At 47.8% G+C, this 21383-nt stretch carries 20 protein-coding genes and 2 tRNA genes; 13 read left to right on the top strand and 9 right to left on the bottom strand.

Annotated features, from left to right (window positions below; all coding sequences use genetic code 11):
• The first annotated feature begins 85 nt into the window (after nt 1-85).
• Nucleotides 86-916, top strand: coding sequence for a fimbrillin family protein (locus MWL85_RS07300; RefSeq protein WP_244400232.1), 831 nt, complete (start codon nt 86-88; stop codon nt 914-916).
• A 533-nt stretch (nt 917-1449) separates the two neighbouring features.
• Here the strand turns inward: MWL85_RS07300 and MWL85_RS07305 are convergent.
• Both MWL85_RS07305 and ruvC read right to left on the bottom strand, forming a co-directional pair.
• Nucleotides 1450-1522 (bottom strand) — tRNA-Lys (locus MWL85_RS07305).
• Between the two features lie 79 nt (nt 1523-1601).
• Entirely contained in the window at nt 1602-2159 is a 558-nt protein-coding gene (gene ruvC / locus MWL85_RS07310; RefSeq protein ID WP_070707852.1) for a crossover junction endodeoxyribonuclease RuvC, read from the bottom strand.
• A 107-nt stretch (nt 2160-2266) separates the two neighbouring features.
• Between ruvC and MWL85_RS07315 the strand changes: the two genes are divergently transcribed.
• Nucleotides 2267-3505, top strand: a complete 1239-nt coding sequence (locus tag MWL85_RS07315; RefSeq protein WP_244400233.1) for an alkaline phosphatase family protein — start codon at nt 2267-2269, stop codon at nt 3503-3505.
• Nucleotides 3506-3595: 90 nt separating this feature from the next.
• On the opposite strand, the gene MWL85_RS07320 is transcribed toward MWL85_RS07315, so the two are convergent.
• Nucleotides 3596-4225 (bottom strand): peroxiredoxin, encoded by a 630-nt coding sequence (locus tag MWL85_RS07320; protein WP_018027700.1) that lies wholly within the window; start codon nt 4223-4225, stop codon nt 3596-3598.
• 637 nt (nt 4226-4862) lie between these two features.
• Between MWL85_RS07320 and MWL85_RS07325 the strand changes: the two genes are divergently transcribed.
• The 10 genes from MWL85_RS07325 (at nt 4863) to MWL85_RS07370 (ending at nt 15587) form a co-directional block, all read left to right on the top strand.
• Entirely contained in the window at nt 4863-5546 is a 684-nt protein-coding gene (locus MWL85_RS07325) for a PASTA domain-containing protein (RefSeq protein ID WP_040575733.1), read from the top strand.
• Between the two features lie 16 nt (nt 5547-5562).
• Nucleotides 5563-6654, top strand: coding sequence for an RluA family pseudouridine synthase (locus tag MWL85_RS07330; RefSeq protein ID WP_244401866.1), 1092 nt, complete (start codon nt 5563-5565; stop codon nt 6652-6654).
• Complete coding sequence (locus tag MWL85_RS07335) at nt 6651-7646, top strand: D-alanine--D-alanine ligase (protein WP_244400234.1); 996 nt, start codon at nt 6651-6653, stop codon at nt 7644-7646. The genes MWL85_RS07330 and MWL85_RS07335 overlap by 4 nt, the downstream gene beginning before the upstream one ends.
• Nucleotides 7647-7648: 2 nt before the next feature.
• The gene (locus tag MWL85_RS07340; protein WP_018027696.1) at nt 7649-8827 is read left to right on the top strand and encodes a 1-acyl-sn-glycerol-3-phosphate acyltransferase; all 1179 of its coding nucleotides are present in this window, start codon (nt 7649-7651) and stop codon (nt 8825-8827) included.
• Nucleotides 8828-8831: 4 nt separating this feature from the next.
• Nucleotides 8832-9389: an isochorismatase family protein gene (locus MWL85_RS07345; RefSeq protein ID WP_244400235.1), complete on the top strand. Its 558-nt coding sequence runs from the start codon at nt 8832-8834 to the stop codon at nt 9387-9389.
• 1 nt (nt 9390) lies between these two features.
• Entirely contained in the window at nt 9391-9834 is a 444-nt protein-coding gene (locus MWL85_RS07350) for a DUF4494 domain-containing protein (RefSeq protein ID WP_244400236.1), read from the top strand.
• Entirely contained in the window at nt 9831-10490 is a 660-nt protein-coding gene (locus tag MWL85_RS07355; protein WP_244400237.1) for a YggS family pyridoxal phosphate-dependent enzyme, read from the top strand. Before MWL85_RS07350 ends, MWL85_RS07355 begins: the two co-directional genes overlap by 4 nt.
• Before the next feature lie 108 nt (nt 10491-10598).
• Entirely contained in the window at nt 10599-10961 is a 363-nt protein-coding gene (locus MWL85_RS07360; protein WP_018027692.1) for a hypothetical protein, read from the top strand.
• A gap of 20 nt (nt 10962-10981) precedes the next feature.
• Entirely contained in the window at nt 10982-11659 is a 678-nt protein-coding gene (locus MWL85_RS07365; protein ID WP_070707846.1) for a YiaD family glycine zipper/OmpA-like lipoprotein, read from the top strand.
• Between the two features lie 121 nt (nt 11660-11780).
• On the top strand, nt 11781-15587 hold the full coding sequence (locus MWL85_RS07370) for a DEAD/DEAH box helicase (RefSeq protein WP_244400238.1): 3807 nt from the start codon (nt 11781-11783) through the stop codon (nt 15585-15587).
• 124 nt (nt 15588-15711) lie between these two features.
• Here the strand turns inward: MWL85_RS07370 and rbr are convergent, their stop codons facing one another.
• The 6 genes from rbr to MWL85_RS07400 all read right to left on the bottom strand — a co-directional run bounded on the left by rbr (nt 15712) and on the right by MWL85_RS07400 (nt 19568).
• Nucleotides 15712-16314 (bottom strand): rubrerythrin, encoded by a 603-nt coding sequence (gene rbr / locus MWL85_RS07375; protein WP_018027689.1) that lies wholly within the window; start codon nt 16312-16314, stop codon nt 15712-15714.
• Between the two features lie 196 nt (nt 16315-16510).
• A tRNA-Gly gene (locus MWL85_RS07380) sits at nt 16511-16583 on the bottom strand.
• Between the two features lie 115 nt (nt 16584-16698).
• Nucleotides 16699-17181: a 2-C-methyl-D-erythritol 2,4-cyclodiphosphate synthase gene (gene ispF, locus MWL85_RS07385; RefSeq protein ID WP_018027688.1), complete on the bottom strand. Its 483-nt coding sequence runs from the start codon at nt 17179-17181 to the stop codon at nt 16699-16701.
• Nucleotides 17182-17185: 4 nt separating this feature from the next.
• Nucleotides 17186-18343: a type IX secretion system outer membrane channel protein PorV gene (gene porV / locus MWL85_RS07390; RefSeq protein ID WP_021903509.1), complete on the bottom strand. Its 1158-nt coding sequence runs from the start codon at nt 18341-18343 to the stop codon at nt 17186-17188.
• Nucleotides 18344-18345: 2 nt separating this feature from the next.
• A complete protein-coding gene (locus MWL85_RS07395; protein ID WP_244400239.1) occupies nt 18346-18921 on the bottom strand; it encodes a hypothetical protein in 576 nt (191 codons plus the stop codon).
• The gene (locus MWL85_RS07400; RefSeq protein WP_018027685.1) at nt 18918-19568 is read right to left on the bottom strand and encodes a redox-sensing transcriptional repressor Rex; all 651 of its coding nucleotides are present in this window, start codon (nt 19566-19568) and stop codon (nt 18918-18920) included. The genes MWL85_RS07395 and MWL85_RS07400 overlap by 4 nt, the downstream gene beginning before the upstream one ends.
• Before the next feature lie 539 nt (nt 19569-20107).
• On the opposite strand from MWL85_RS07400, the gene MWL85_RS07405 reads away from it, so the two are divergent.
• A complete protein-coding gene (locus MWL85_RS07405; protein ID WP_018027684.1) occupies nt 20108-21382 on the top strand; it encodes a sigma-54 interaction domain-containing protein in 1275 nt (424 codons plus the stop codon).
• The last annotated feature ends 1 nt before the right edge of the window (nt 21383 follow it).

The following is a 21383-nucleotide window of genomic DNA, read 5'->3' on the forward strand; positions in this document are numbered from 1 at the left end:
TAGAATAACTAGGGATTGGGCTGTGCCAGCCTCCATTATCTGAAGGCTTGGCACTGCCAGCTCCCATTTAATCACAAGTAAAAAAGTGGAGAGAATAAAGAGGTACTTAGGCTGGTCTCTCGTGGCACTCTTGCCACTCCTAGGCAGCTGTGCTAGGGGCGATCGTCCCGATGAGCGCCAGATGATTACTTTTGAGACCAACTGGCTAGAGATGAGGAGCGGAGTAGTGAAAGATCAAAATAACTTCCACGACGATATGCGGGTGACTGCTTTTCTACAAACTCAAGATGGGAGCCCCCTCGGCACGCTCTTTCAAGACCTCCAAGTCACCAGAGCATCAGGCTGGCGTACCAACTACCCGTGGCTAGGGAGCGAGTCAGGTCGACAGCTCAGCTTCTTCGCCTTTGCTCCGTATGAAGCCCTCACTCCAGAGTGGAATCTATGGAGCTATACCCTCACCCATAATAGTGGAGAGGTAGATATTGTAGCAGCCCAAAAGGTAGTGCCAGCCCACTATGGCAAGCCCCTGCCACTCCATTTCGAGCACCTACTCTCAGGGGTCAGCTTTGTCGTTCATCACGAGACCCCCAATATGACTATCTACTCGGTAGAGCTACGTGGGATCCCTTCCACTGCAACCTACTCTATTAAGCTTCGACAATGGGTGGACTTCTCTGACCCTAAGACTTATACTTGGTCTGGTGAGGTAGAACATATTGCTGGTAACTCGGCAGATACTCCCTTGACCATTACCCCCTTCTTCCTAATCCCACAAACACTATCTGGCGAAACTAAGCTAATCGTCAAGCTCAAGCGACCTGGTAGCGACGACACGGAGATAAAAGAACTCGCACTCAGCAACCAGCTCCTCAAGATAGGAGAGCATTATGTCCTCCGTCTCCAGCTTACTGAATAAAAGAAGCATCTCTCACCTTTGAGCTTACGCTCCTACCAATCGCTTTGGCGAACCAATCCAATAACTCAGATAACTAAATAACACTCTCAGATGCCCACCTGCAACACCTTGCGGTGGGCATCTCTTTTTTTTACCACTCACACCCCCTACTCCCCTCTTCTACAGTGGCAAGCCAAATGAGAATAGAGTAAAATCTGCTCTAAGATAAGTAGGTGACTTAGTGTCAGATAACGGAGGGTAACTCTCCTAACACGCTCGTTTTGGTAGGGTTAATCCTGAGGTCAAACTTGTGTTAAGGTTCGGCACTATGGACCTAGACCTGTGACTATTTTATTTAATACGAACCTCGGCAGAGGTAGAGGTCTTGCCAATCTATCAGTAGTTTAACTAATATAATGTTGTAAAAATGAGGAGTCAAAACGCCTCTCCATTATTCATAATAGCCACATCTAACCCTTCGCACAACAGTATTAATACTAGAGGTATACAAGGAAAAGAAAGCGTGGTGAAGTGCTAGCACTTCACCACGCCTGTGACCTCGGAGGGGCTCGAACCCTCGACCCATTGATTAAGAGTCAATTGCTCTACCAACTGAGCTACGAAGTCATTTGCTTTGGGAGGTCGTTACCTCTCGTTTGCGATTGCAAAGGTAACACAAAATATTTATTTGACCAAAATATTGGACTTATTTTTTCACTTTATCCGGATTTCGCTTAATATATTCGCTCCAAGAGCTACTTCCAGAGCTTTTATGCGGACGCAGTTGTTGCAGATGATGGGTCAATGCCACCGCCACCGCATCTGTAGCATCATTTTTCTCCATCATCGCCTCCGCCGGTATCTTTAGCATATACTGCAGCAGAGCCGCCACCTGCTCCTTGCTTGCATTTCCTTTGCCTGTAACCATACGCTTTATTGTACTCGGCGCATATTCGGTAACTGGGATACCCGCCTTAAGGGCAGCCACCATCGCCGCTCCTTGTGCACGTCCTAGCTTCAAGGTTGTCTGTATATTAACCCCATAAAAAGGGGCCTCTAATGCCATCGCCGAGGGAGCATACCTCGTGATCAGTGCTTCTACCGCCTCTTGTATCTTCAGGAGACGAGAGTAGTGCGACTTATATCGGTCAAGCCGAAGGATTCCCATCGCCTCTAGTGCTGGCTTATTGCCCGACACTCTTAGCACCCCGTAGCCCATCACGATCGTACCAGGGTCGATGCCTATGATTACTTGTTGATCCATTATCTAATTGTTCTCCTACAAAGTTAAGTATAAATGAGCAATCTACCTCAAAGGGTTTTAGTAACTTTGCCCATATTTAATTGACACCTATTAGATTAATAAAAGATATGACGCGACGCAAAACAACATTTTGGGCACTTCTAATCCTCACTCTCTCCGCCATCTTTGTAGGGATAAAGCTGTACCAACAGTCTTCAAAAGCAAAGACACAAGAGAGATACGCAGTGATCCTCTCGCTCGACGGCTTTAGGTATATGTACCTAGACGAGATACCCACCCCGTTTCTCGACGCCATGGCAGCAGAAGGGGTATCAGGCTCCCTACAGCCCTCCTACCCCAGCAACACCTTCCCCAACCACTATAGCATGGCCACAGGACTTTATCCCCAAAATCACGGCATTGTCAACAACCGTTTTTGGGTCAATGAACTCAACGACTATTACCGTCTCGGTGATAGCACTCGAGTATACAATCCTGCCTTTTATGGGGGTGAACCCATCTGGAATACCGCTGAGAAACAAGGGATAAAAGCAGGCTCCTACTTCTGGGTAGGCTCTGAGACAGCTGTGCAAAATATGCACCCTAGCTATTGGAAAAAGTATGATGCCGACACCTCCTTTACAGCTCGTGCCGACTCCGTGATCGCGTGGTTACAAAAGCCGATTGAAGAGCGTCCTCGCCTTATCACCTGGTATCTCCAAGAGCCCGATCACACTGGTCACACTTGTGGTACCAGGAGTGACGAACTCAAGGCGATGGTTGCCAAGGTGGATAGTGTGGTAGGCTACTTTAGGAGTGAGCTAGCCAAGCTTCCCATCGCTTCACAAGTTGATTTTATTATAGTCTCCGACCACGGGATGAAAGATTATGAGCCCGAAAAACTCGTCAACCTTTGGGACTACCTTCCAGCAGATAGCTTTAGCTATATCGTTGATGGCACCCCCACCCTCCTCTACACCAAGCACCCAGAGTATATTGACGAGGCTATGTCGGTGCTTGAAAAGATTCCAAATATCACCGCCTATCGAAGGGCCGATGTACCTGCACGCTTCCACTTTAGCGAAGGAGAGCGACTCGGAGACATCGTCGTAATGCCCGAATTCGGTGGCTATATATTCTTCAGAGAAGAGCCAGAGCTCAAGCTTGCTGCCGGTCACGGGTTTGATAATTCAGTGCCCGAGATGCAAGCCATATTCTTTGGTGTAGGTCCCTCATTTGCCAAAGGCAAAAAGGTGAGTCAAGTCCCCAACGTAGCCATCTACCCACTCCTCTGCCACCTACTCCAGCTAACACCAGCCTCCAACGATGGCACCGAAGAGGATGTGCAGAAGCTCCTAGGCCACTAAACGCATAGCACGCAGAAACTATAAAAAGATATCGGGCAAGCCCTTCCTAAAGGACTTGCCCGATACTTTTACCTACTAAATTAATAACGATTAGTGGTGAGATAGATAGTTAGCTACGCTATCGTGGCTCTCCTTGATCGCCTCCTGGCCATCATTCCAGTTGGCAGGGCACACCTCACCATACTCCTCATAGTGCTTCAGGGCATCTACCATACGAAGCACCTCATCCACATTACGTCCGAGTGGCAGGTCATTCACCAGCATATGGCGTACAATACCCTCCTTATCAATCAGGAATAGACCACGGTAAGCTACAGGATTACCCTCAAAAATCAGGTTCCCCTCCTCATCATAATCCTCCTCACCAGCCAAAACGCCGAAGTTCTGAGAGATCACCTTTGAGAAGTCGGCAACAATTGGATACTCTACCCCCTTGATACCACCCTCCTTACGATCCTGAGAAAGCCAAGCAAAGTGCGAGAATTGGCTATCCACTGAGCAACCAATCAGCTGCACATCACGCTTCTCAAACTCCGCAAGCTTTGCCTGGAATGCGTGTAGCTCCGTAGGACACACAAAGGTAAAGTCCATAGGGTAGAAGAAAAGGACTACATACTTCTTTCCCTCAAATTGCGATAGGGTGAAGTTCTCAATAAACTGACTACCCTTCACAGCCGTTGCACTAAAATCAGGTGCTTTCTTTCCTACTAATGTAAACATATCTATTTGTAAATCTTAATCCATCACGCACCTACAGAAAAAGTTTTGTGACGGGGTGAATAAAAAAACAACTTTCTAAAGAAGGAAAATCTTCTCCTCCTCTATTACCAATAACATTCATCACCCCCGAAATGTTTAGAAAACAAATCTTGACATCGGAAAATTATTATCGCCTGCAAAAAAACACTCGCCACGACACTCCTATACCACTTTTTCCATTGACTATTACCCCATAGTGTAAGTAGCCAAAAGTTGAGTTGCAACTAAGCAATCGGCGAGTTGCAACTAAACAATTGCCGAGATGCAACTAACCGATTGCTTAGTTGCAACTCAATTAACGCCATCATATCACACTGAAAAACAATGGGTTACAAAATCACTTTCAACGCCCTAAAATAAGGCAAAAAAACCCCAATCTCCAAGTCAAAAGAAGTACAATAAGCCTATTACCCCGCACGAAACACTCAGCAATTGTGGTTGAATAAAAGCTAAATAACAGACTCCTCAATACACAGGGCTAAGGGTACATCTTTGTTACTATCGTGGAATTGTGGTAATTTTGAATGGTAATTGACAACGTGGCGGCACCATACCTTACGTATGGAAGTGCCAATAATACTACCTTATCACATAGCAAATGAGTAACAAAGAAACCGACGAAAAAGAGCTAAAACTACCATGGAGCAATAAACAACCATGGTGGCTTAGGCTTTTGATACATATAGGACTGATTGTATTAGCTGGATTATTGCTTCTTTGGGGGTCAATGTTTTTCCTCAAAATATACACCCGTCACGGCAAAGCCATAGAGACACCCGATATCATTGGGCTTTCGCAAGTCGAAGCCTCTGAGATGCTGGGGCGGTCGCACCTAAATATGGAGGTGGTTGACTCCGTCTATGTAGAGGGTCAGACCCCTGGCATCATACTAGATACTACTCCCAAGGCGGGCTCACGCATCAAGCCCCACCGCACGATCTTTGTGACGGTCAATACGATGAACGTCAAGAGCATCAAGATCCCTGAGTTTGAAGAGCTATCGGAGCGCTCAGTGGAGATGATGCTAAAGGGTGCTGGTTTTAAGAATGTCACGATAGAATATGTACCAGGGCCACACCATCTACTGGTGTTGCATCTCAAGGATAGCACTGGCAGGTACCTCAGTGCAGGCGAGCGTATTCCTTACAACACCCACTTGATTATGGAGGTCTCCTCGGCCGAAGAGTACGAGACAGCGATGATGGATAGCCTTCAGAATAGTTCGCTAGACCTTCCGCTTGACACCCCAATTGAGGAGCCATCAGGAGAAAACTGGTTTTGAGTAAAGCCCCATGGCGATAGATAAGTACATAGACTACGAAGCAACGGAAGAGGAGGACCTTCTAGAAGAGGAGGAGCCGACCCTAGAGGAGCAGCTCTATGAGCACTTCTCTTGCGTGGTAGATAAAGGGCAGACGCCCCTACGCATCGACCGCTTCTTAGTAGATCGCATGCCCAAGGTTAGTCGCAATCGCATTCAGCAAGCCGCTGAGGCGGGTGCCCTCTTTGTGGATGATAGGACTGTAAAATCCAATTACAAGGTACGCCCTGGCGAAGTGGTCTCACTGCGGCTAGAGCGCCCTCCCTACGAACTAGAGATTATCCCCGAGGATATCCCTCTCAACATTCTCTACGAAGATCCTTACCTAATGGTGGTCAATAAGCCAGCAGGTCTGGTGGTTCACCCAGGTCACGGCAATTATACGGGCACCCTCCTCAATGCCCTTGCCTATTATCTAAAGGACGACCCTAAGTACGACCCCAACGACCCCAATGTGGGCCTCGTCCATCGCATTGATAAGGACACGAGTGGTCTGCTACTAATCGCCAAGGAGCCTACGGTTCGGACAGCTCTTGCACGGCAATTCTTTGAGAAGAGTACTCGTAGGGAGTACCAAGCAATCATTTGGGGGCGTCCAAAGGAGCGGGAGGGGACGATCCGCACCAACCTAGCACGTGATCCTCGGGATAGGATGATTATGACCACCTTTCCCTACGAGGGAGAGGTCGGAAAAACAGCCGTCACCCACTACAAGGTGGAGGAAGAGCTGGGATATGTCTCACTCATTAGGTGCCAGCTAGAGACTGGTCGAACTCATCAGATCCGTGCCCATATGAAGAGTATTGGGCATCCGATCTTCAATGACGAGCGGTACGGTGGGAATGAAATACTTAGAGGCAATCGCTTTGCCAATTACAAGAAATACATTGAGAATTGTTTTGCTCTCTGCCCCCGACAGGCACTACATGCCCAGACACTTGGCTTTTATCACCCTGTGAGGAAGGAGCAGATGGATTTTACTTCACCTTTGCCAGAGGATATGTCGGCACTCCTAGAGAAGTGGCGACGATATGTAGAGGCTGGCTCCATTGAACCTATAGAGGTATGAATCGACACCCTAAGATAGCTCTTGTAGCAGGTGGCTACAGTAATGAATATGAGGTCTCCCTCAAGAGTAGAGAGGGCATCCTCCACTTTTTGGAAGGGGCACCACTGGAGATTTTCCCCGTGCTCATCACTCACGAGAAATGGGTGGTACAGCTAGAGGGAAAGGAGTACCCCATTGACCGCAACGACTTCTCCGTTCAGATTGATGGCACCAAGGTAACCTTTGACTACGCCTATATTACCATCCACGGTACGCCTGGGGAGGATGGGCTCTTCACCGGCTACCTAGATATGCTACGGATCCCCTATAGCTGTTGCCCCACAGCCATCGGTGCACTCACCTTTAATAAGTACCTCTGCAAGCACTTTCTCCATAGCTTCGGCATCAAGATTGCGCCAAGTGTAAGGTTGCAGAAGGGCGATCCTATTCGTCCTATTATCCTTGCGGTAGAGCCCGGCTTGCCCGCCTTTGTAAAGCCTAATGCTGGGGGGAGCAGCGTTGCTACTACCCGAGTGGACGAAGTGAATGAGCTACTACCAGCAGTTGAATTAGCCTTTAGCGAAGCCGATGAGGTGCTGATCGAGGGTTTGATTACCGGTACAGAGGTTACCTGTGGCGCCTACAAAGATGGTGAGGGACTGCATATCCTTCCCGTGACTGAGGTGGTGCCGAAGAATCAATTCTTTGATTACGATGCGAAGTACAATGGTGCAGTGGAGGAGATTACTCCCGCCCGCATTTCACCCGAGATGACGGCTGAGATTCAGCAACTCACACGTGAGATCTATGGATATCTCGGTGCGTCGGGGATCATTCGAGTAGACTTTATCATTGAGGAGGGGGTGCCAGTGCTCCTCGAGGTCAATACCACTCCCGGTATGACAGCCACCAGCTTTATCCCTCAGCAGGTACATGCCGATGGCAAGAAGGTGGGCGACGTATTGATGAGTATTATCCAGTATCATTTAGAAAACCATAAGAGAGATAAATAGCCATGATGAAGACCGACGACATATATTTTGAGAGCATTCGCCCTTATATTGATAGCGAGGTACAGGAGGTGGTAGCACACCTAGTCCAGCAAGAGGAGGTTCAGGGTATCCTCCATCACTTCTATGGGGATATCAGTAGGGAGCAATTAGATAAGATGGTGGAGAGATCGACCTCCATCTACAACTTCAAGGAGACTTTCCTCAAGCCAGTGATTGAAGCAATCCTCAAGGACTCTACCTTTTCGCTTACTATCTCAGGCAAGAGCAAGTTGGTAAAGCGTGGTGAGGAGAAGCAACTCTTTATCTCGAATCATAGAGATATCATTCTCGACTCTGCCTTTCTCAACTACCTACTCTACAGCTCGGGGCTAGGCTTTCCACGCATCGCTATTGGGGATAACCTACTTATTAGCGAATGGATAAGGGTGGTGGTACGATTGGCCGATGCCTTTATCGTAAAGCGAAGCCCCTCCATGCGTGAGATGCTGATAGAGAGCAAACGACTCTCTAATTATATTCTAAGCTCAGTGGCTGGCGGTGAGGCTTCTGTATGGCTTGCACAGAGTGAAGGACGACGTAAAAACTCCGATGACCGTACGCAGACAGCGGTACTCAAGATGCTTACCCTCAGTGCCGAGCGAGGAGAGAGTGAAGCAGAGCTCCTCAGCAAACTGCACATTACGCCTGTGGCGATCACTTACGAGTACGATCCTTGTGACTATCTCAAAGCCAAGGAGATGCTGGCTAAGAAGCTGGATCCTTCGTGGAAAAAGGCGCCACTAGACGACCTCATCAATATGCAGACTGGGCTAGAAGGGCAGAAGGGGAGAGTACACTTTGCCATCGGCGAGACCCTCTACGACCTTTCTACTATCACACAAGCAGCTGAGACGAAGCAGGAGGTTCTGAAGCTAGTAGCCGAGGAGATTGACCGACAGATATTCACCCTTTACCGCTTCTACCCCAATAATTACGTTGCCTTTGATGCACTCCATGGCGGTGAGCAGTTTGCCAAAATGTATAGCGAGAAGGAGAAGGCAACCTTTGAGAAGTACCTAGCCCAACAGATAGCTAAGGTAGAGGCAGCACCGGAGCATCACCAGTTTTTGAAAGAGAAGATACTGGAGATGTACGCTACACCACTAAAGAATCACTTGATTACCACCAAGCAATATAGATAGCATTATGAAAAGAGCTTTAATTATAGTAGACCCTCAATTGGACTTCATCACAGGTACCCTCCCAGTAGGAGGTGCCTCGGAGGCAATGGATCGTTTGGCTAAAGCACTGCCAAAGATCGCAGCCGACCAAGTCTTTGTGACCATGGACGCCCACCCTATCAAGCATTGTAGCTTTGAGCCCAATGGTGGCATCTGGCCTACCCACTGCGTAAAGTATAGCACGGGAGCTGCCATTTGGGAGCCTCTAATGGAGGCACTCATTGCACTTCCCTGCCCTATCAGTTTTATAGAGAAAGGGTGCGATCTAGACCGCGATCAGTACAGTGCTTTTGAGGATAGCTACCCTAAGGAGCTAGAGAGTGCCGAGGAGATTCTACTCTGCGGGCTAGCGGGGAATGTCTGTGTGCTCAATAGCCTAAAGGATCTAGTCCGCCATGGACTAGCGAGTAAGATCACAGTGCTCACGGATGCCTCCCCTAGCCTCGACGATGGCACAGCCCTCAATGAAATCATAAGAGAGACCAAAGTAAAATCTGTAACATTAGAGAATCTAGATAAATAATATGAGTTGGTTTGACTGCAAAATAACATACGAAAAGGAGATTAATCAATCGGGAAAGATGCGCAAGGTAAGTGAGTCTTACCTGGTAGATGCAGAGTCTTTTACAGAGGCAGAGACCCGTATCTCTGAGGAGATGCACAACCGAGGAAGCTACATTGTAGACAGCGTCCGTAAGGTACGCCTGTACGAGCTTTTCCTTGATGATAAGAGCGAGCGATATTACAAGAGCAAGGTGGGCTTCATCACCCTTGATGAAAAGGCAGGGGTGGAGAAGCGGAAGTTTGTGCAGATAATCGTACAAGCCGATGACCTCGATGAGGCACTTGAGAACCTCCACAAAGGGATGAAGGATACGCTCGGAGACTACGAGGTGGCAAGTATCACAGAGACCACCTACATGGATGTATTTAAGTACCAAATAAATACTGGGGAGGAAGCAAAGTGAGTATCAAAGAGCGGCTAGAGACACTCCGACGAGAGCTCCCAGAGGGTACAAAGCTCATTGCGGTATCTAAGTACCACACCGAGGCAGAGGTGATGGAAGCATACGATGCGGGTCAACGACTTTTTGGTGAGAACCGTGTTCAGGAGCTACTCCCTAAGGAAGAGCACTTACCCAAGGATATAGAGTGGCACCTCATCGGTACGCTACAGAGGAATAAGGTCAAGTACGTGGTGCCCTTTGTCTCTATGATACACAGCATCGATAGCCTTCGACTACTACAGGAGGTGGAGAAGCAGTGTGTGAGACTAGGGCGTGAGACGTTGCCAGTACTTCTACAGATACACATCTCAGGCGAAGAGACTAAGCACGGCTTTACCGAGGATGAGCTCCAAGAGCTCCTCCAGAGTGGTGAGATAGAGGGGCTGCAGCATGTCCAGATTTGTGGGCTGATGGGTATGGCCGCCCTCACCGATGATATGAGTGTCGTGGAGGGGCAGTTCGCACACCTACAGGAGTTATTCCAATCCCTCAAGGAGGGAGCATTCAAGGGGAGTCCATACTTCTCTGAGCTCTCTATGGGGATGACTCACGACTACCCTTTGGCTCTGAAGCACGGAGCCACCTACATCAGAGTAGGAAGTGGTATTTTTAGTTAAATCAAAGGAAATAAGTGGCTTGTATCATTTATTTACCTACTTTTGTGTAAGAATGTAAAGGGGAAGCACCCCGCTTGGTAATGACTAATTCTATAGAGATAAAGGGCTATGAAGGAGCAAGATTATGACTCAGAGAAAGACCTCGACTTAGAGGACTACGAGGATGATGACGAGCTCGATTGGTACGATGAAGAGCTACTGGACTACGTTCGAGAAGAGACTAAGGATATGGAGCGTATCAATGACCTCCTAGACCAAGACCTCCTATATCTCTTTGAGCTATGGGATGAGTACACCGAGGGCATTGAGGGTGATGAAGATGAGGTGGAGATAGATATTGACGACCTCTATCAATTTGTACAAAAGACAGCTGCTGAAGATGAGCAGGACATAGATATCAGTCAGGAGGACTTGGTACTGCTGCTACAGCTACAGCAAGAATTTGATGAATCATTGGGGGAAGAGGATTAACCATTTAACAGAAGAGAATTATGACAAAGTTTCAATCTATTTTAGGAGTAACTACAGTATCATTAGGTCTGCTATTGAGCGGATGCGGGGCATCTAATTCAGTAAAGGGTCTCGGCATTGGTGCTGCCGCTGGTGCAGCTATCGGAGCCGGTATCGGTAAGGTGGCTGGCAATACCGCTATGGGTGCCGCAATAGGTACCGCCCTGGGTGGTGCTGCGGGTGGTATCATCGGCGATCAGATGGATAAGCAAGCTAAGGAGCTAGAGGAGCAGATACCAGAGGCCACTGTAGAGACAGTGAATAATGGTGAAGCGATCCGCGTTACCTTTGATAGTGGCATCCTATTCGCTACTAGCTCTAGCACACTCAACCAAGCATCGCGTGACGCTCTCCGCAAGTTTGCAGAGAATATGAATGCCAATCCTGATACCGATATCAAGATTATTGGCCACACCGATGCCACTGGTAGGTATGAGTACAATATGAAACTCTCTGAGGAGCGTGCCATGAGTGTTCGCAACTTCCTACGTGGCTACAATGTAGATGTCGCTCGTATGACTAGCGAAGGGGTGGGACCAGACCAACCTGTAGTGGACAACTCAACCCCAGAGAATAGAGCTAAGAATCGCCGAGTAGAGATATTCATTCTGCCTAATGCCAAGATGATCAAGGAGGCAAAAGAGGCAGCCGGTAAGTAAGTAGTCGTAAAGACAATATGTCCCGAGGGGTAGACGAAGTGTCGTCTACCCCTTTTTGCATCTATTACGGTAGAATTGGGTACCTTTACAGAATATATAAGAATAGGTTTAATGAGTTCGTATGGCAGATAGAGCAATTCACCCACTTCAAGAAATAATTACCAAGTACATAGCTGATAATAAGATTGATGAGGAGACCATCTCAGAAAGCTTATTCCTCACAGCTCTCCCGAGCTATGCTATTCCTTTGCCTAATGATAAATCCGTGGTGTCTTTTATTCTTTCGATTACACTGACTGGTTATTCTAGTGCTGAGCTAGGTGAAAGAATGGTAGCCGCCACCGTCAATTTCACCAATAAAACCATCCAATTTGAGGACCTTCCTAAGAACCTATTTGGATTCGACCAAAAGACAACACAGATGTCTATCCTACGGGCTCTCTATTTTATGATCCCTTCAGAGCAAGGCACCTATCACGACTCTCCATTACTTAAAAATAAGAAGTCACCCATATCTCAAGGTCTGCACATTCCACTAACAGAGAGCTACCAAATCGATGAACTGACGATGGATCTAGTCTGCACCCGTAAGAGATCGGATACAATAAGCTACAAAAAGATAGATATAGATAACGGCAAAGTAAAGACTACTGTTCACGACTCTATTCAACTACAGCAACAGGATTTTGAGGTCGATATCCCAGCCCACTTCATTACAGACACCTGCACCTGCACGGAATGTAAGTCTTATGAGGAGTGGTCCCCCTGCAGGCATATTGAAGTAGCATTGACCAGCATCAAGGAGACCCTTCCCGAGCTCTTCTTCAATCCAGACTACGGAAGAGACCAACTCATTGCCGACCTACAAGCCAAGCTTCCTGAGGAGGATCCACTCCGCACTGAGGGACAACTCGCCTACGACCAGAATGGGCATTATATGCTGATCCAACCCGATGACCTTTGCATCTCAGACCCAGCAGATACCCTAAAGGCACTGGGTCTCAACTTTAAGAGTACCACACCCAAAGCAGACCCCGAGCTCTCTCGAAAGTTGGCACAGAATAGGTTTCAACTATTCTTCTATATTTCTCCTATCTCATATCGATTTAATAGCAATATCAATCGGTGCTGGCTACCCCTACCAGCTCGTGGCAAACTAGCTGCATCGGGTAAGCTCAATCTCAACTTCGTCACCCTCCACAATATTGAGAAGCTCACCCTCCAGCTCTCCAACCTCACCGACGAGGAGGCACTTCACGCCACTTCTTACCTACAGCTTAGCAATACGATAGACGAGCGCTCGTGGGAATACAAGCCCTCCGTAGAGTCTGTGGCTACAATACATCAACTCAGGGGTATCCTAAAACAACACCCCCTCTATCTATACATTGACAAGTTCGATATTCAGAAATTCGAACAAAAGGGGCTTGAGCGACTTACTCAGCTGGAGCTTCACGACGAACTAGCAGAGGTTCGCCTTGATCTTATCCAGACCGACTTTAATCAGCAATTGATAAAGCTTCGCCCCACCCTACATGCAGGCGACCAAGAGATAGAGATCAACCCCGACACCATGATGATCCACCAAGCTTTTGTGATCATTGACTACAAGGAGGTCTACATCTTCAGGTCGGCAGCAGACTATCAGATGCTCAACTACCACCTACAGGTACTCAATAGAGAGAAGCCGATGATCCTCTACCAACCAAAGGATCTACCAAAGCTCTACGATACGGTCATCAAACCCCTCGGCAAGCTCTTTGAAATCAATTCAGAAGTACATAATAAGCATCAGCTCCAGGCAGAGCAAGCCACCGCCCAACTATTCCTCACCGATACCGATGAGGGGACTATCCGCCTCACCCCAGCAATTCAGTACGGTGAAGACTCAATACCTCTAACTGATAGAGCCCCTCTTTACGACCGTGAGACCAATACACTACTAGAGCGTGATGCCGACTTCGAGAACCAGTACCTAGAGTACCTCCGCAGTCTGCATCCCTCTTTCGATGACGCAGCTATCGAATTCACCCTTACAGGAGAGCAACTGATGGAGGATAACTGGCTCCTCAATTCTAGCGAAAAGCTACGCAATAAAGGGGTACAGATTTATGGCTCTGAGAGCCTAAAGAACTTCCGCTACAACCTCCATACCCCCACCATCTCCATCTCCACTTCGAGTGGGATAGATTGGTTTGACCTCAAGATCAATATCAAGTTTGGAAAACAGACAGCTTCGCTACAAGAGGTAAGGAAGAGTGTGATGAATAAGAGCCAATACATACAGCTCTCCGATGGTACCGTCGGAATCCTCCCCGAGGAGTGGCTAGAGCGGTATGCCCGATACTTCCAAGTTGGCCGACTACGCAAAGACAAGTTAGAGATCTCCAATTACCAGTTCAATATCATCGACCAACTCTATGACGACCTCCCCAAGCGACCCAAATACATAGAGGAGATGATGGAGCGCCGTCGCCGACTTCAAAACCTCACCAAGCTCACTCCCCACCCGATCCCCAAAGGGATCAATGCAGAGCTGAGAAGCTATCAGCAGAGTGGCTTTGATTGGCTACTATTCCTCAACCAAAACCAACTAGGAGGCTGCCTTGCCGACGATATGGGACTAGGAAAAACCCTACAGGTCATCACCCTACTCCAGCACCTCAAGGAGCAAAGTGGCAAAAAGCCACTACCCCCACACCTCATCGTGCTACCCACCTCACTGCTATTCAATTGGCAAAAAGAGCTAGATAAGTTTGCCCCTTCCCTCACCTATCTAGTCTACCGAGGAGGCGATAGAGCCTCCCTAAGAGAGCTATTCTCACAGTACGACATCATCCTCTCCACCTATGGAGTGGTCTCCAACGACATTGAGGAGCTCTCTCAAATCACCTTTGAATATGCTATACTCGACGAGAGCCAAGCGATTAAGAATCCACTCTCCAAGCGATACAAGGCAGTGCGTCTTCTTCAGGCGAACCACCGCCTTGCCCTCACAGGTACTCCGATTGAAAACAATACCTTCGACCTCTACGCCCAGATGAACTTCCTCAATCCAGGTATCTTTGGTAGTATGGACCATTTCCGCCAAAACTTTGCCAATGCGATTGATAAGCAACGCGATGAGCGAAGCACTCACCTACTTCGGGATATGACACAGCCCTTCCTCCTTCGTAGGACAAAGAAGCAAGTAGCCACCGAGTTGCCCGATAAGACAGAGACAGTCCTCTATTGCGAGATGAAGGAGGAACAGCGAAAGGTTTACGACAGTCACAAGGAGCACTTCCGCGAGCAGCTCCTTAGCGAGATGGAGAACTCTAGCGAAGGAGAAGCACAGATGATGGTACTCCAAGCTCTCACCAAGCTACGACAGATCTGCAACTCCCCAGCCCTTATCTCCACAGAGAGCGAGGACTACGGTACACAGTCCATCAAACTAGATATATTGATGCGCAACCTCCGTGAAATCGAGTCGGAGCACAAAGCCCTCGTCTTTTCACAATTCACCTCCATGCTCGCCCTCGTCAAGAAGCGACTAGAGCTAGAGGACATCCCCTACGTCTACCTCGATGGATCCACTACCAATCGTGAGGCGGTGGTCCAGCAATTTCAAGAGGATGATGAGATACGGGTCTTCCTCATCTCCCTTAAGGCCGGTGGCACAGGGCTCAACCTCACCGCTGCCGACTACGTCTTTCTCATCGACCCTTGGTGGAACCCTGCAGTAGAAAACCAAGCCATCGACCGTAGCTACCGCATCGGTCAAGAGAAGCACGTCAATGCCTATCGCCTAGTCTGCAAAGAGACCATCGAGGAGAAGATCCTACAGCTACAAGAGAGCAAACGCTCCCTCTCCGAAGATATTATCCAAACCGATAAGATCCAAAAGAGCTTCTCCCGCGACGACATCGCCAACCTCTTCAAGTAACCTGAATAAGTACAGACCCACGAAGAGAGAGAGTTGCGACTTTCGACTAACTACGAATAAAGGCGGATAACCCATAGGTTACCCGCCTTTATTCATGTCAATAGCAATCTATTGAATCACCCAATTAAAGGGTTGAGATAGGTGCAATAGGTGCATCGCTATGTCTCTGGAAGTGATCTCTTGGATGCTCACATGCAGGGCACTTAGCTGGTGCTTTAAGTCCCTTCATAAGGAAACCACACTTACGGCACTGCCATACCACTTCCTTATCGCTCTCAAACATCTTATCCTCGCGGATACGCTTAGCAAACTCACTGTACACTCTAGAGTGCTCGCCCTCTGCAACAGCAATAGCTCTATAAGCAGCAGCAATAACTGGGAAGCCCTCCTTCTCTGCAGTCTCAGCAAATCCAGGATATACGCTCTCCATCTCCTCATGCTCTAGCTTAGCAGAAGTCTCTAGATTTTCAAGAGTAGTACCAATAGTACCTGCTGGGAACTCTGCATTTACATTGACCATTCCACCCTCAAGGAACTTAAAGAATCTCTTAGCGTGTGCCTTCTCTTGGTCTGCAGTTTGCTCAAAGAAAGCTTGCACCTCTACGAAACCATCTTTCTTCGCCTGGCTTGCAAAGAAGCTGTAACGAGCGTGTGCTTGGCTCTCATTAGCAAAAGAAAAGATTAGGTTCTTCTCGGTCTGTGTACCCTTCAAACTTTTTGTTGCCATACTTTACCTTTTATTTATAATTAGTTATTTCTTTGGAGCACTTAGCCCCTCATTCGTTACAAAGCTAATCATAATTAGGGAAATAAACAAGCAATAAAAGCATAAAAGTACCTACAAGTAGGTATTTGCTCGTAAGAAGCTCTTCAAAAGAAGAAAAGCTTCCTTGTAAAACTACAAAGAAGCTTTTAGACAAAAGAGCGGAAAACGGGACTCGAACCCGCGACCCCAACCTTGGCAAGGTTGTGCTCTACCAACTGAGCTATTTCCGCAGATGTTTCGCAATCTTAGGAGCATTTCTCCTCTTTTGCTTTGCAAAGGTACGACAATTATTTCAAACCACCAAATATCTAGCCAAGAAAAATAGTTAGCATGGGCTCGGACACTTCAATCCCTATAGACTAAAGCGGTAGCAAGTGCCAAGATCCCCTCCTGACGTCCTGTGAACCCCATCTGCTCATTAGTCGTTGCTTTGATAGATACCTGATCAACGTCTACTGAGAGTAGCTGTGCAATTACCTCCTGCATTGCGGGCACATACGGATTTATCTTGGGCTGCTCGGCCACAATCGTGGCATCAATATTCCCCACCTTATAACCTTTTTGGAGCACAAGCCTCGCCACCTCCTTCAGCAGCTGCTTCGAATCAGCTCCCTTATACTTAGGGTCATTATCGGGAAAGTGATAGCCGATATCCCTCAGTGCCAAAGCTCCAAGCAATGCATCACTAATCGCATGCAATAGCACGTCGGCATCGGAGTGCCCCTTCAGCCCCAAAGGGTATTCGATCTTCACCCCTCCAAGCCATAGCTCTCGTCCCGACTCAAAACGATGGACATCATACCCTTGGCCTACTCTAAATGGTACCATAGGACTAAAAATTAACTCCTACACCCAGTCTGAATGTATTATTAAGAGGTGAATTGGTCTGAGTAGCTAGGAAATAGGAAAGGTCCACCTTTGCCCACTCATAAATAAATCCTAACCCCAAAGTAAAACCACTATTAGTTCCCTTGGTAGGGTGCTGGTAATGATAGCCAGAACGAACAAAGAAGCGGCTGTCATAGGTATATTCTGCACCCACCAACCACATTACCTCTTTGAACTCCTCCGAGGCGCCACCAGTAGCATCACCAAATGAGCTCCCCATAGCTCGCCACATATTCATCTTATTGTAGGCGTCAGGAGCTTTCCGATCACTAGGATTGAAGGTAGGAGCTAATAATTTATTGGCCTCCAGATGTAGCCCTACCTGATGCTGTGGTGCGACATCGAGATCGAGCCCAACCCCCACTCTCATCTTGGCGGGAGCGAAAAGAGAAGAGCGACCACCATCATAGCTCATCTTACCACCCACATTATTGAGGGCCACAGCAGCTCTAAGTGCCCCCTTCATATCATTTGAGAACGTAAGACCTGTCTGATAGGTAGCCGAAATATCTACGAGGAAGTTATTGATCAACCCTTTGACCTCGCCCACTGAGTAGTTATAGTCACTCCTCAAATAACGCATAGAAGCCCCTAATGCCCAGTGCTGATTAAGGGCAATCGAGTAACCCAGATCCACAGCCAATTCGTATGGGACAATAGTCGTCGGGATCATCAATTCACGCTGAAAAGCCATCGCCTCTCCGATATGGAAATATCTGAGAGAGGCCGACACCGCATGATTGATCTCGCCTGTATTACCCCAAGAGTAATACCCAGTGAGGGTGGAGAGATTGATATCCTTAGCCACCTCAGAGAGCCAAGGGGTATAGACAAATGAGACGCCCCACTCCTTATCTATATAGGCAAGCTTAGAGATATTGTGATAAATAGAGTGCGCATCGGCTGTTGTAGTCAGCCCCACCTCTCCCATTCCGGCACTCCTGGCATCGGGAGTAATCGATAAGATAGGTGCTCCAGTTAGCACAGGGCTATAGGTCTTGGCACTTCCAGTCTCTTGAGCACTGGCATTATTTCCCCACACCCATAATAGTAGGGCGGTACTCACCAGTAGACTTTTGCCCCAAATCAGTAATTGTCTCATACTCACTTAATCCTTAAGAATACCAATTCTTCATTTTGCTCATTACAAATAAATAGGCCCTGCTCTCGCTCCATCTCCCACACCTGCTCCATAGCTGGTATAGCCACTAGATCGCCTATCTTGAGGAGGTAGTACCGACTGAGCTCAGTGATGACGGCCTCTATCAAAGTCCTCTCAGGGAGCATCAATTGATGCGCCTCCTCGAGGTGATCAGTAGTTAGCATCTTCACACCTTTCATAGAGTGCCGGCTCACCTCGTCATACGTTAGCCATTCACTCCACCGAAAGAGGGAGCAATCGAAATTCTCCTTCATACTCTCAGGCAAGCTACTATCCAATTCCTTGGCTCTCAGAGAGACCCCCACCGATAGATTTTCGTAATATCTACTGGCAAAGGCTGGGTCAATACACTTAGCTACCTTGCTGATACGGACAAGCCACATAGCCTTGGCTTCCACTCCGTGCATCCAATCGGGTTGGTAAAAATCCTTACCCGAATTACTCAATACATTGTCGGGTCGTGCCACAAAGTGCCTTATCTCCGCAGCTCCAGACACCCACGAGCTAAAGAGTTTCATAACCCACTAATAGCCTCATCAATTCTATGAAACATCACAGCAAGGTGTGAGTAAATAGAAGTATTCTGCACCACCACATGGTCTGGCACCATAATCCTAAATGGGGTAAAATTCCAGATAGCACTGATCCCACACTCCACCAATTTATCGGTCACCTCCTGGGCGACATCCACTGGCACGGTTAATATCCCTATGGATACCTCCTTATCTCGCCGCTCCTTAAGCTCCGATAAGTGATAAACAGGCGACCCACCTATCACCTCACCTACCACTTCATCTCGGATATCAAAGCCCCCCACAATATCCATACCAAACTGAGAGAGCCCTCTATCGTGCATCAAGGCGGCACCTAGATTGCCCACTCCAAATATATAAGCTTTGTGCGATAGATTGAATCCCAAAAAGCTCTCCAGCACCTCCACCATCTCAGCCACATCATATCCCACACGCGTTTTTCCCACGATCGAAACATAGGAGAGGTCTTTAGCCACAAGTGCCGAATCCACCCCTGTACTCTTGGCAATATGAGTAGAAGAAACCACCTTCTCACCTTGAGCCTCTAATAGTTTGACATACGCTAAGTACCAAGGGAGTCGCCTCAATGCTGGCTCTGGCACAATACTACCACCACTTATTTTTCTCTTCATATACTAATATATTCTCTGTACGTATTGCAAACTTATAAATAAATTTTGAGATTAATACCCCAGCCGACCTAAAAGCTCCCTTCTTGGCTCATCCTAAGATGGCTATAGAATAGGATAAAGATGCTATTTTTTGCCTAATACAAGGAAGGAAAATGGAACGTTGCAACAAGATATTTACTTCAATATAATCAGGTAAAAACCTTCTTGCAACTAAGCAATCGGCGAGTTGCAACTAAGCATTTGCCGAGTTGCAAGAAAGCTTTTGCTTAGTTGCATCTCGCCGATCGCTTAGTTGCATCTCGGCAAACGCTTCCGTATGACATTGAATTACAGCTAGTTACAAAATGGGGTTTCACAGCCCTCTTTTAGTTAGTTTTTCCACCTTATTTAGCCATTTGAAACTCTGGGTGAATGGGGATCCCCACGATTGACATCTCTAATGCATAACCCTCGCTTTTGATACCACACATTTTAGATATTAACTAAAAAGAGGTACCTTTGAGGAATACTAAATAAGAGAGGACTGGTATAATATATATATGAATAAATACAGCGACAAAGTAGGAGAAGCCAAGCGCCGGCTTGGGATTGTGGGGCACTCGGCAGGGCTCACTCGTGCGATAGAAGTGGCTTTGCTCATCGCCCCTACCGATGTAAGCGTCTTGGTTACTGGAGAGAGTGGCGTGGGAAAGGAGGCTTTCCCGCAACTCATACATCAAAATAGCATTCGCAAGCATGGCCCGTATGTAGCGGTCAACTGCGGTGCTATCCCTGAGGGTACGATTGATTCCGAGCTATTTGGTCACAAGAAGGGATCCTTTACCGATGCCGTCACCGAGCGTCGAGGCTACTTTGAGGTGGCTAATGGAGGGACTATTTTTTTGGACGAAGTAGGTGAGCTCCCTTTGGCCACTCAGGCAAGACTATTGCGCGTGCTGGAGTCGGGAGAATTTATGAAGGTAGGCTCTTCGGAAGTTCAGCGTACCGACATCCGAGTGGTTGCTGCCACCAATGTGGACCTAGCAGAAGCCGTAAAACGTGGTCGATTTAGGCAAGACCTCCTCTATCGTCTCAATACGGTCACGATAGAGTTGCCACCGCTAAGGGAGCGGGGCGATGACATCTCTCTACTCTTCCGAAAGTTTGCTGGCGACTTTGGAGATAAATACCAAATGCCACCTATCCGCCTTAGTGAGGATGGGAGGGAGCTACTAGAGACCTACTCATGGCCTGGCAATATTCGTGAATTGCGCAATCTTGTGGAGCGACTAAGTGTTTTGGTGGAGGATAGAGTGGTTACCTCCGAAGTGCTGCTGGCACACCTACCTACCAATGCGCTTGTACGCCACCCAGCCATCATCTCTGATTACTATAGGGGAGGAGACGCTCCACACCAGCCAAATGGTCAAAACTTCGACAATAGATCCGGAGGGGATACACTTGAAAACAATGCCACTCTAGGAGCACTCTATACGATGCTGCGAGATGTGCAGGGCAATGTAGGGGAATTGACTCAGCTCCTCTACAGACTGCTACAAAGCCAGCACATGGCTACCCAGCCTATCCAAAGCCTAGCCGCTCCAGCTCACAACCCCATTACCGACCTAGGGATACAGGAGGAGGAGAGCGAGCTAACTCATGCGGAGGACTTCCACGACCTGCTAGAAGATGGTAAAGTAATAACGCTCAAGGAGATGGAGGAGAGGTACATCGACTATGTACTGAAGAAGAATCACGGTGCCAGGCGACAAACAGCCGAAGACCTGGATATATCAGAGCGAACGTTATACCGTAAACTAAATAGAGAGGGCTAAA

The sequence above is a fragment of the Porphyromonas somerae genome (genome assembly GCF_022845615.1).
Classification (GTDB): Bacteria; Bacteroidota; Bacteroidia; order Bacteroidales; family Porphyromonadaceae; genus Porphyromonas_A; species Porphyromonas_A somerae.

Coding starts and splice junctions, on each gene's coding strand:
- MWL85_RS07400 (WP_018027685.1), bottom strand. CDS start 19,568: ATGAAGAGAAAAATAAGTGGTGGTAGTATTGTGCCAGAGCCAGCATTG.
- MWL85_RS07335 (WP_244400234.1), top strand. CDS start 6,651: ATGAATCGACACCCTAAGATAGCTCTTGTAGCAGGTGGCTACAGTAAT.
- rbr (WP_018027689.1), bottom strand. CDS start 16,314: ATGGCAACAAAAAGTTTGAAGGGTACACAGACCGAGAAGAACCTAATC.
- MWL85_RS07320 (WP_018027700.1), bottom strand. CDS start 4,225: ATGTTTACATTAGTAGGAAAGAAAGCACCTGATTTTAGTGCAACGGCT.
- MWL85_RS07405 (WP_018027684.1), top strand. CDS start 20,108: ATGAATAAATACAGCGACAAAGTAGGAGAAGCCAAGCGCCGGCTTGGG.
- MWL85_RS07315 (WP_244400233.1), top strand. CDS start 2,267: ATGACGCGACGCAAAACAACATTTTGGGCACTTCTAATCCTCACTCTC.
- porV (WP_021903509.1), bottom strand. CDS start 18,343: ATGAGACAATTACTGATTTGGGGCAAAAGTCTACTGGTGAGTACCGCC.
- MWL85_RS07395 (WP_244400239.1), bottom strand. CDS start 18,921: ATGAAACTCTTTAGCTCGTGGGTGTCTGGAGCTGCGGAGATAAGGCAC.
- MWL85_RS07325 (WP_040575733.1), top strand. CDS start 4,863: ATGAGTAACAAAGAAACCGACGAAAAAGAGCTAAAACTACCATGGAGC.
- ispF (WP_018027688.1), bottom strand. CDS start 17,181: ATGGTACCATTTAGAGTAGGCCAAGGGTATGATGTCCATCGTTTTGAG.
- MWL85_RS07340 (WP_018027696.1), top strand. CDS start 7,649: ATGATGAAGACCGACGACATATATTTTGAGAGCATTCGCCCTTATATT.
- MWL85_RS07370 (WP_244400238.1), top strand. CDS start 11,781: ATGGCAGATAGAGCAATTCACCCACTTCAAGAAATAATTACCAAGTAC.
- MWL85_RS07360 (WP_018027692.1), top strand. CDS start 10,599: ATGAAGGAGCAAGATTATGACTCAGAGAAAGACCTCGACTTAGAGGAC.
- MWL85_RS07345 (WP_244400235.1), top strand. CDS start 8,832: ATGAAAAGAGCTTTAATTATAGTAGACCCTCAATTGGACTTCATCACA.
- MWL85_RS07350 (WP_244400236.1), top strand. CDS start 9,391: ATGAGTTGGTTTGACTGCAAAATAACATACGAAAAGGAGATTAATCAA.
- MWL85_RS07365 (WP_070707846.1), top strand. CDS start 10,982: ATGACAAAGTTTCAATCTATTTTAGGAGTAACTACAGTATCATTAGGT.
- ruvC (WP_070707852.1), bottom strand. CDS start 2,159: ATGGATCAACAAGTAATCATAGGCATCGACCCTGGTACGATCGTGATG.